Origin of the sequence: Kitasatospora sp. NPDC059462 (genome assembly GCF_042749955.1) — a bacterium.
Lineage (GTDB): Bacteria > Actinomycetota > Actinomycetes > Streptomycetales > Streptomycetaceae > Kitasatospora.
Genome location: NZ_JBHYUU010000239.1, coordinates 1 through 10,462 on the forward strand (window position 1 = coordinate 1; position 10,462 = coordinate 10,462).

General features: G+C 76.9%; 7 protein-coding genes and 1 pseudogene. 5 read left to right on the forward strand and 3 right to left on the reverse strand.

The genetic code is table 11. The annotated features are described in order from the left end of the window. The 3 genes from ACFXAM_RS34985 to ACFXAM_RS34995 all read left to right on the forward strand — a co-directional run. The coding region (locus ACFXAM_RS34985; RefSeq protein WP_380297513.1) for an asparagine synthase-related protein at positions 1 to 1,294 on the forward strand (1,294 nt) is incomplete at its 5' end. 189 nt (positions 1,295 to 1,483) lie between these two features. Then, positions 1,484 to 2,005, forward strand: a complete 522-nt coding sequence (locus ACFXAM_RS34990; RefSeq protein WP_380297515.1) for a universal stress protein — start codon at positions 1,484 to 1,486, stop codon at positions 2,003 to 2,005. A gap of 90 nt (positions 2,006 to 2,095) precedes the next feature. Next, a complete protein-coding gene (locus ACFXAM_RS34995; protein ID WP_380297517.1) occupies positions 2,096 to 2,800 on the forward strand; it encodes a DsbA family oxidoreductase in 705 nt (234 codons plus the stop codon). A gap of 43 nt (positions 2,801 to 2,843) precedes the next feature. Here the strand turns inward: ACFXAM_RS34995 and ACFXAM_RS35000 are convergent, their stop codons facing one another. Beyond that, on the reverse strand, positions 2,844 to 5,228 hold the full coding sequence (locus ACFXAM_RS35000; protein WP_380297519.1) for a sigma-70 family RNA polymerase sigma factor: 2,385 nt from the start codon (positions 5,226 to 5,228) through the stop codon (positions 2,844 to 2,846). A 339-nt stretch (positions 5,229 to 5,567) separates the two neighbouring features. Then, positions 5,568 to 6,572 (reverse strand): TetR/AcrR family transcriptional regulator, encoded by a 1,005-nt coding sequence (locus tag ACFXAM_RS35005; RefSeq protein WP_380297521.1) that lies wholly within the window; start codon positions 6,570 to 6,572, stop codon positions 5,568 to 5,570. Positions 6,573 to 7,193: 621 nt separating this feature from the next. On the opposite strand from ACFXAM_RS35005, the gene ACFXAM_RS35010 reads away from it, so the two are divergent. After that, positions 7,194 to 8,495, forward strand: coding sequence for an NAD(P)/FAD-dependent oxidoreductase (locus ACFXAM_RS35010; protein ID WP_380297523.1), 1,302 nt, complete (start codon positions 7,194 to 7,196; stop codon positions 8,493 to 8,495). Positions 8,496 to 8,700: 205 nt separating this feature from the next. Continuing rightward, a pseudogene (locus ACFXAM_RS35015) lies at positions 8,701 to 10,038 on the forward strand (PP2C family protein-serine/threonine phosphatase); the annotation flags it as partial. Positions 10,039 to 10,231: 193 nt separating this feature from the next. Here the strand turns inward: ACFXAM_RS35015 and ACFXAM_RS35020 are convergent. Continuing rightward, positions 10,232 to 10,462, reverse strand: a 231-nt coding sequence (locus ACFXAM_RS35020; protein ID WP_380297524.1) for a hypothetical protein, incomplete at its 5' end; no start/stop codon positions are given.

Below are 10,462 nucleotides of genomic sequence, written 5' to 3' on the forward strand. Positions count from 1 at the left end.
GGCGCCCGCCGGGTCCGGCGCGGCCGCCGACCGGCCGGCCGTCGTGCGCACCGGGGCCGTGAAGGGGTCCTGGGCCCGCACCGCGGCCCGGCTGCGGACCGCCCCCGAACCGGTCGCCGCCGTCACCTCCGGCGAGGCGGCGGCGGGCCCGGTCGCCGTCCCGGCGCCGGACGTGCCCCGGCTGCGCCACACCGTGCTCGCCACCGGCCCGGACACCCTGCCCTACGCGGACCTGCGCACCGACCCGACGGCCGGGCGGCTCACCGACGAGCCCGGGCCGGAACTCGTCACCGCGGCCTGGGCCGGGGCCCGGTTCGAGGCGGGCGGCACCGACCACCTCACCGGCTACGGCGCCCGGCACGTCCTGGACGGGCACCCGGCCCGGCTGGCCGACCTGCTCCGGGCCGGCCGGTCGCGCGAACTGCTCTCCCCGGTGGCCGCGCTGGCCGGCGCCGACCGGGCGGCCGCCGGCGTCCTGGCGGGCGCGCTGCGGACCCCGCTCACCGTGGTGCGCGCCGCCCACCGGCTGGCCCGCAGCCGGTGGGCGGAGGCGCTCGACGACACGGCCGTGAAGCTGACCCTGCGCCGGACCTCCGACGGCGGCGGCACGGCGGGCACCCGCTCGGCGGACGACCTCGCCTGGGTCGTGCCGGGGCCGGCCGCCCGCTGGCTGTCCGACGAGGCGCTCTCCGCCGTCGCGCTGCGGCTGCGACTGGCGGCGCGCGAACCGGCGCCCGGCGAACACCCGGGCGCGTACCGGGCCCGGCACGCCCTCCACCGGCACGCACGCGGGTTCCGCACGCTGGTGCACGCCACCGAACAGCCCGGCCAGCGCCTGCACGCGCCCTTCCTCGACAACCAGGTGGTGCGCGCCGCCCGGTTGCTCCCGGACGACGTCCGCCTCCAGCCCGGGGCCCGGCACGCGCTGCTGCGGTCCGTCCTGGCCGGCACCGGGCGCACCGACCTGCCGCCCGACTGGGGCCGCGGGCCCCGCCCCGACCGCACCGCCCCCGCCCGGGCGGGCCTGCGGCTCGCCGCCGACGGCCTGGCCGAACTCTTCGACGCCCCGCTGCTCGCGGAAGCCGGCCTCATCGACCTGACCGCCGTCCGCGCCGCCCTCGCCCGCGCCACCGACCGGACCGCCGCCCTCCCGCCCGCCGCCCTCGCCGGTCTCGCCGACCTGGTGGCCACCGAACTCTGGCTGCGCCGCGTCCGCGCCCGCCGCCACGGCGCCTGCTGGACCGGCCTGCCGCACCCCGCCCACCCCGTGCTCACCCCCACCCGCTTCCGCTGAGCCGCCGTTCGCTCCCGCTCCGGGCGCCGGGCCCGGGCGCGGAGAGCCGGTGTCCCGTGCGGCGGCCCCGCCCCGGGGGCGTGTTCGGCGCGGCTCGGGGGCGGGCGGGGGCGGGGCGGCGATCATGGCGGGGCATCCCGTCCCCGTCCCGCGCCGCTCCCGCTTCTCCCCGCACCCACGGAGGTCCTGGTGACCAGTGCCAGTCCTGATCCGTCCGTTCCCGTCGTGCTCTCGGTGCACGGGCGGCCGCCGCAGGGACGGCCGCCGGGGGTGCTCGCCGCGTGCGACGGGTCGGACGGGTCGCTCTGGGCGCTGGAGCGGGCGATGACCGAGGCCGAGGTGCACGGCCTGCCCCTGTACGTGCTCGCCGTGGTCAACCCGGCGCCCGCCGGCTACCCGCCGGGGATGGCCGAGCTGGTCCAGGAGAGCGTGGAGACCCTGGTCGAGTCGATGGCCGACGGCCTGCGCCGCGCGGTGGCCACCGTCCAGCAGGCCCGCCCCCACCCCTGCACGGCCGAGATGTCGGTGCACGTGGTGCTGGGCAACGTGATCGAGGTCCTGCTGGCCGCCTCGGCCCGCCAGCACACCCTGGTGCTCGGCACCCGGGGCAACGGCGGCTTCACCCGGCTCCTCCTGGGCTCGGTCAGCAGCGCCGTCGTCCACCACGCGGCCTGCCCCGTCCTGGTCGTCCCCGCCCCGCCCGAGGGCTGAGCGCCGGGGGCGCCGGGAATGTCCCGAGATGGTTCATCGTTCACCGATCTCGGACCGCACGCCCCTTCCCACCTCCCTGGAGCCCCCGTCATGAAGGTCGAGATCTACTCCGACATCGCCTGCCCCTGGTGCTACATCGGCAAGCGCCGCTTCGAGCAGGCGCTCGACGGCTTCGCGGGCAAGGAGAACGTCGAGGTGGTCTACCGGCCGTACCAGCTGGTCCCGGACGCCCCGGCCACCGCGAGCCCGCACCGGGAGTGGCTGGCCGAGCGCTACGGCCCGCAGTCCGTCGCGATGGACGCCCGGGTGGCCGAGCTGGGCCTCACCGAGGGCATCACCTACGACTTCGACGCCGCCCTGCACGCCAACACCTTCCTCGGCCACCGCCTGCTGCACCTCGCCGAGAGCGAGTACGGCGCGGCCGTCCAGGGCCGCCTGAAGGAGGCCCTGCTCAAGGCGCACTTCACCGACGGCGTGGACGTCGGCGACCGCCCCGCGCTCACCGAGGTCGCCGTCGGGGCGGGCCTGGACCGCGAGCGGGTGACCGCCTACCTCGCGGGCGACGAGGGCACCGCCGAGGTCCGCGCGCAGCTGGCCGAGGCCCGCGAGCTGGGCATCACCGCCGTGCCGACCTTCGTCTTCGAGGGCAAGTGGGCCGTCCAGGGCGGCCAGGAGGCCGAGACCTTCCGCCGGGTGCTGGAGCAGGTCGCCACCGAGATCGGCGAGCGCCGGCCCGCCCCGGTGCAGGTCGCCCCGGCCGGCGAGGCCTGCGCGGACGGCTCCTGCGCCGTCTGAGCGGACCGGGCGGAGGGGGAGGCCGTCCGCCCCGGGGCCCGCGTCAGACGCACCTGAAGCGGGCCTCGGCCCAGTCGGCCATGTTCAGCGCCGACCAGAGGCCGTTCGCCGGCGTCACCACCAGCCGGATGGACTTCTGCCCGTCCAGCGACACGTGCACCGGCACCGCCGGGTCGCCCGCCCGCAGCGTGCGCGAACTCCACAGCGTCCGGCCGTCGCCGCCCTGGACCGAGAACACCACGCCCCCGAGCGTCACGCTCAGGTCGTCCATCCCGGCCACCGCGTCGAAGGACGTGCAACTGCGGTTGAGGTCGATCAGGGTGGTCGCCGGTGCGTGCACGCTGATGCCGTGCCGGTGCTCGGCGCCGCCGACCGCCACGGTGTCCCGCTGCCAGAACCAGTCGCTCCCCTTCTGCCGGATGACCGGCTGCGGCGGGGGCACCCGGTTGTTGCCGGGCTTGATCACCGGGAGGCTGTCGGCCCAGAAGTCGGCCGGTGGCGGCGGCGTGCTGGGCGTCGGCACGGACGGGACGACGGTGGGCGTGGGGATCACCGGCACGTCGGGCGTGGGCACCGCGGGCAGGGTCGGCAGCTCGGGCAGCGGCACGGCGGGCACCGTCGGCAGCGGCGGCAGGCTCGGCTGCGGCGTCACCGGGGGCGCGGGCTGCGCCTTGGACGGCGACGGCGACGGCGAAGTCGCCGGTGCCGTCGTGGACTTCGGCGGCGCGGGCGTCGGCGAGGCCGCCGCGGTGGCGGCCGGCGCGGTGCCGGGCGCGGCCGGCGGCACGGGCCTGGGCGGCGCGCTGCTCGCCGCGGGCGCCGACGGCGCGGGGGCGGGCTCCTCCACCGGGGCCGGTTCGGCGCTCGCCGGAGCCGGCTGCGGCGCCGGTTCCGCGGCGGCGGGCCCGGGCTCCGCGGCCGGTGGCGCGGGCGTGGCCGGGGCGGCCGCCGCGGGAGCGGCCACCGGGGGCTTGGGTTCGGGCGAGCCGGTGAGCGCGTACGCGGCGACGGCGGCCGCGGCCACCGCGACGGCGGCGGCGATGCCGGCCTTGGCGGCGGTGCCCAGGCCCTCCCCGGCCGCACCCGCCCCGGCACCCGCGCCGCCCCCGCCCGCGGCTCCACCCGCAGTGCCCCCCGCAGCGGCGCCCGCGCTTCCGGACGCCGCCCCCGCGGCGGCACCCGTGGCACCCGTGGCGGCACCGCCCGTCGCCGTGCCCCCCGCCGTGGCGGCCGCGGTCCCGGCGGCCGCGCCGCCGACCACCGCCGCCCCGCCCACGGCGGCCGCGGCGGCACCGAAGCCGCCCACGCCGACCCAGACCAGCACCCCGCCGGGCAGCAGCGCGCGCAGCCCGTGGTTGATCTCGGACAGCTCCAGGCACGCGGCCGTGCACCGGTCGCACTCCTTGAGGTGCCCCCCGACCTCCGCCGAGGCCCGCTTGCGCAGCGAGCCGCGCGCGTAGGCGCCGAGCCGGTTGGCGTACGCCGCGCAGGCCCGGTCCTGGCTGCCCGAGACATGGGCCTGCAGGAAGCCGGCGGCGAGCCGGTCACGCGCCCGGTGGGCCTGGACGGCGGTCGCGTTGGCGGTCTTGCCGAGCATCACCGCGACGGTCTTGGGCGACTCCCGCTCGACCTCGGTGTGCCAGAGCACCATCCGGTCGTCCTCGGGGAGTTCGGCGTAGGCCTGCATCACCATGCGCTGGTCGGCCATCGCCATCGCCCAGGCGTCGGCGCCCGGGTCGGCCAGGTCGAGGTCGACGACGGCGGCCGAGGTCTGCGCGAACACGCTGAAGTCGTCGACGAGTTGCTCGCGCCGCTCGCTGCGGGTCCAGGCGGCGGCGACGTTGCGCACGGCGGTCAGCAGATAGGCGCGGACGGCGAACTCCGGCCCCTTGCCCGCCTTCAGCGCCTGCAGCGTGCGCGCGAACACCTCGCCGGCCAGGTCCTCGGCGGTGAAGCTGTCGCGGCAGCAGGTCCGGGCGTAGCGGCGCACCGAGTCGACGTGCCGCCGGTAGATCTCCTCGTACGCGGTGTCGTCGCCGGCCCGCACGAGTGCGGTCAACTCGGCGTCGGAGGGCGGCCGTTCGCCGTCGACCGGATCGGCGGGCGCCGGCACGGTGGGGCGTACCGGGGTTCCGGTGCCGACGAAGGCCTCCGGGGTGACGCCGCCCAGCCCGGCGGGGGCCTGCCCGGGGACGCGGCCCTGGGGGAAGGCGGCGGCGGAGGCGGAGAGCGTCTCGCGGCTGGGCATTCCGGCCTGGTCGGGCACCTGCCCGGACACCTGGGGGGCGGGCGCCGGCCCGCTGCCGGGCGCCCCGGGATCGGGGCTCGGGCCGTCAGGACCCCAGTCCGGTCCCCAGTCGGGTCCGGCTCCGGCGGACCGCCCGAAGTCGAGGCCGTACCCGTAGTCGTTCTGTTCCTCGGCGCTCACAACGGACCCCAGACTCCATGACAGCCCCCGTAGTGTGGCAGGGCGCGCAGGAGTGCGTGGGCGCACGAGGTCCCGCTGCACGGCGCCGAGGGCGCGCGAACGGCGCGCATCGGGACATTGGCTCCAACCACGGGCAAAGGATGGCATAGCGCAGAGTTGGGCGGTAGCCGGACCGGCCGTGACCCACTCTTCCGTGGGGCCGTCGCGGATGTGTTCGCCCGCCGCGCGGCGCCCCGGCGGAGCCCGCCCGCGCCGGGCGCACGACCTGCTTCCGCCCGTCGCCCGGTCGACCAACCTCCTTGCCCGCAGCGGACGGTGGCCGTCCGGGCGGGATGACGTTCAGCGGGCCCGCAGGCCGTCGAGCAGGATCTGCAGCAGCCGGTCCGACGGCCCTTCGGCGGGCTGGCCGTCCGCCGGCCGTCCACCGGCCTGCTGCGGTGCGTCCCCGCCCGCCGGGCCCGTCGCGGCGGGGCCCGGCAGCCCGGCCGGCGCCGCACCCGCCGGAGCACCGCGCCACGCGTGCACCGGCACCGACGCCGTCAGCACCAGCACCACGTCCGCGACGGTGACCCCCTGCCGGAGCTCACCGGCCGCGCCCGCCCGCGCCACCAGCGCCGCGAGCAGCTGCAGCAGCAGCCGCGGGTCCGCGTCGGCCACCAGCGCCGCGGCCTCGGCCTCGGCCGTCGCCGTCCCGGAGCCGGGTAACCCGCCGGAGACCGCCGTCCCGTCGCCCAGGGGCTCGTGCCGCGCGGCACCGAACCCGAGGGCCGGTTCCGGCGCGCGCTGCTCGGGCACCCGCCCCAGCTCCTCGGCGTACTGGAACGCCTCCGGCGGCAGCAGCCGCCCGGCGCCGGTGGACACCGCACGCGCCAGGTACCCGGCCAGCGCCTCCCAGGCCCCCGAGCCGCCGTACAGCGACTCGCGCGCCTGGGCCGTCAGCCAGGCGACCTCCTCGGCCGCGATCCGCTGGACCAGCACCTCCTTGCTCGGGAAGCGCCGGTACACCGTGCCCACGCCGACCCCGGCCCGCCGCGCGACCTCCTCCATCGGCGCGCCGTAGCCGAACTCGCCGAACACCTCGCGCGCCGCACGCAGCACGCTCTCCAGGTTCCGGCGGGCGTCGACCCGCAGCCGCGCGCCCGAAGGCGGCCCGCCGGCCTGTGCCGTCTCGCCGCCGCCCCGGTACGGGACGGCCGCGTAGGCCGTCCCGGCCGGCCCGGGGGCGCCGGACGCACCGGACGCACCGGGCGGCCCGGCCGCCTCGGCGGGCCCGCGTTGCTCCGGCACGACGCCCTGGCCGGAGTGTGCCGCACCCGCTCGCCCCAACAGTCGCTCCTGTTCCATCATCCCAACTCTCCCCCGCAGGCATCCGATCCCGGACCCTGCCGTCGCCCGCCCCTGCACCCCCCGGTGCAGCTACGCCTGAAAGAAATGACCGATGACCCATCGCTCGTGCCGTTGATGGTGCCGCCCGGGTGACGCCCGACCGCGGGTGCGGTCACGCGCAGACCACCCGGACCCCGATCCGGCGGACGCCGCCGGTCCGATCGGTGCGATCGGTCCGGCGTACCGGCGCCCGTCCGGGGCCCTGTCCGGGAACTACCCTTCCCCGGATCACGGTCCCGCAGTCGGGTTCTCCCGCCAACACTAGAACTGGCCGTAATGGCCCCTCCACGGTGCGTCGCCGCCAGTTGACATGGCACTGGCCGCGCCGCCACACAATCCGACCATAGTTCACCGCCGTTGGAGGCCGAAAGTGCGTCAGAAACTCACCCCGGCAGCACATCCGTCCCCGCCCGGCACCACCGGTCCCGTCCGCCACAGCACGGACGGTGGACAAGACGGCGCCGACGGCCCTTTATTGGGGGGCGTGATGGGGGCATGCCCGGTCGACGGCGGGCTCCGGGCCCCATCGACGGGAGGTGCGCCATCAGGATCCTGATCGTCGGCGGCGGGTGCGCGGGCATGTCCGCGGCGCTGCACCTCCAGCGCGGCCTGCGCGAGCGGCTGCGCCGCGGCGAGGTCCACCTCACGGTGGTCGAGCCGCAGGCCTACCTCACCTACCACCCGCTGCTCGCGGAGGTCGCGGCCGGCACCATCGACCCCCGGCACGTGGTCGTACCGCTGCGCCGCGAGCTCACCGGGTGCAAGGTGCTCACCGCCCGGATCACCCGGATCGAGCACGCCACCCGCCGGGCCTGGGCCGACGCCGCGGGCCCGGGCGAACCACCGGCACCGGTCGAACTCGACTACGACGTCCTGGTGCTCGCCCCCGGCGCGGTCTCCCGCACCGCGCCCGTCCCCGGCCTGGCCGAGCACGGCCGCGGCTTCTCCACCGTCGGCGAGGCCGTCGGGCTGCGCAACCACGCCCTGGAACAGCTCGACCTGGCCGCCACCACCCGTGACCCAGCGCTCCGCCAGGCCGCGCTCACCTTCGTCTTCGTCGGGGCCGGCTACGCGGGCGTCGGCGCGCTCGCCGAACTGGAGGACATGGCCCGGTACGCCGTCCGCGGCCACCACAACATCACCCCCGAGGACCTGCGCTGGGTGCTGGTCGAGGCGACCGGCCGGATCCTCGCCGAGGAGTCGCCCGAACTCGCCGACCACACCCTCGCCCAACTGCGCGAACGCAGCATCGACGTCCGGCTGCGCACCACCCTGGACTCGGCCTCCGGCGGGGTGATGGCGCTCTCCGACGGCAGCCGGTTCGCGGCCCGCACCCTGGTCTGGACGGCCGGGGTCCGCCCGAACCCGCTGCTGCGCGCCACCGACCTGCCGCTGGACACCGCCGGCCGGGTCCGCTGCCTGCCCACCCTCCAGGTGCTCGGCCCGGACGGCCGCGCGCTGCCGGGCGCCTGGGCCGCCGGGGACGGCGCCGCCGTCCCCGACCCGCACGCGGACGGTGCGCCGTGTGCGCCGAACGCGCAGCACGCCTTCGCCCAGGCCGAAGTGCTGGCCGCCAACGTGCTGGTCGCGCTGGACGGCGGCCCGCACGCGCCCGGCATCGTCGCGTACCGGCCCGGGGCACCGGCCTGTTCCACCTCGCTGGGCCTCGGCCGGGCGGTCGCCCACACCAGGCGCGGCGGACGCCTCACCGGCCGCCGGGCCTGGTGGCTGCACCGGGCCCGCCACCTGCGCCGGCTGCCGAGCGGCGAGCGCCGGGTGCGGATCCTGGTGGACTGGGCCCTGGGCGCGCTCTTCTCCCGCGAGGTCGTCCCGCTCGGCCGGCCCGACCGGCGGGCACCTGCCGACGAGCGGCCGGTGTGAACCGCCCCGGCGGTCCCGCGCCGCCACCGCCCGCTCGGAGTACGGACACGGCCCGCCGGCCGACCGGACGACCACGCCGGGCGCGGGCGACTTCCTGAATCGGGTCTCCGCCTGACAGGATCGGCCCGACCGAGTCATTACCCCGTGTGCTGACGAGTGCACAAAAAGTGATGATATGTCTGGAACCCGAGGAAGCGGCCGTCGTTTGAACCTCATGCGCTGGAGCGCCCGGCTCACCGGAGTCCCGTGGCGTGCCACCCCGCCGAACGGGGCCGGCACCGACCGCGCCGCGCCGACCGGCGACGCGGTCGTGGTCCCCGGCCCCCGCGACCCCACCGGGCCCGCCGGCCCGGCCGAGCCTCCGGACGCCCTCGACCCCACCGGCGTGCTCGACCCCCACCGGCCCCAGGACCTCCGCGAGGTCCTCAACCGCATCCCGGCCCCGGTCGCCGTCACCTACGGCCCGCTGCACCAGCTCGGCTACGCCAACCGTGCCTACCGCGAACTCTTCGGCGAGCGCCCCACCGGTCTGCCCGCCTGCGACGCCCTGCCCGAACTCGGCACCCTCGGCGTCCTGCCCCTCATGGACCAGGTGATCCGCGGCGGCAGCCCCCGCAGCGTCAAGGCCCGCTGCATCCTCGGCCTCACCGGCAACCGCTACTACAACGTCTCCTGCGTCCCCCTCACCCGTGACCCGGGCCGCCCGGCCCCGGCCGGCGGCGTGCCCGCCCTTTCCACTCCAACGAGCGACGACCCGACCTCCGGAGTCCTCGTCTTCGCCGCCGAGGTCACCGACCAGGTCCTCGCCGCGGCCCGGCTGCGCGAGTCCGAGCGCCGCCACCGCGAGGCCGCCGTCACCCTCCAGCGCAGCCTGCTCCCGCAGAAGCTCGACCAGCCCGCCGACCTCCGGGTCGCCGCCACCTACCAGCCCGGCGGGGCCGAGGCCGCGGTCGGCGGCGACTGGTACGACGTCATCGCCATCGGCGGCGGCCGCACCGCCCTGGTCATCGGCGACGTCATGGGACGCGGCCTGCGCGCCGCCGCCGTCATGGGCCAGCTGCGCACCGCCGTCCGCGCCTACGCCCGCCTCGACCTCCCGCCGCACAAGGTGATGAGCCTGCTCGACGGCCTCGCCATGGAGATCGACGCCAACCAGATCGCCACCTGCACCTACGCCGTCTGGGACCCGCAGCGCCGCACCCTCGGCTACGCCTCCGCCGGCCACCTCCCGATCCTGCTGCGCTGCCCCGACGGCACCGTCCTGCGCAGCGAGGAACAGAACGGCCCGCCCCTGGGCACCGGGGGAGGCGTCCACCTCTCGCACACCCTCCGGCTGCTGCCCGGCACCACCGGCGTCCTCTACACGGACGGCCTGGTCGAACGCCGCGACGAGGACATCGACCAGGGCCTCGACCAGCTCGCCCGCACCCTCGCCGGCGCGGTCGGCGCCCCCGACGTGATCTGCGCCCGCCTGCTGCGGGCGATGGGCGTCACCTCCGAGCACGACGACGACGTCGCCGTCCTCGCCTTCCAGCTGCCGGCCGACGAGGAGTCCCCCGAACGGAGGCCGGCTCTTGACTCGGCCACCCAAGAGGTCTAGTGTTCTTCGAGCTGCCTGGCTGGGAGCACCGGACACGCATCGGCGCGGACGGTCCCGGGGTAGCCAATCCTCTGAAACACCACCTCTTCCCGGTTACGGGCCGAGGCGCTTCGTTGTCTTTTCGACGCGTTCCGGCTCAGGGTTTATTCGGTGTGCCTGTTTTCAAGGGTTGCGGCCGGATTCGCTTTTCGGAGCGGGGATCGGCTAGAGTTTGAAACGTCGGACGGGGCGTCAAGCCGCAGAAGACGCCAGCGAGTTGGATGAAGGAAGCGCCGGAAAACGGAGCGGAAAACATCTGATAAGCTGGAAACACGAAAGAACGAAGCGCCCGGAGGGCCGGTGTGAAAGCCGCCTGATGGAAGCGTCC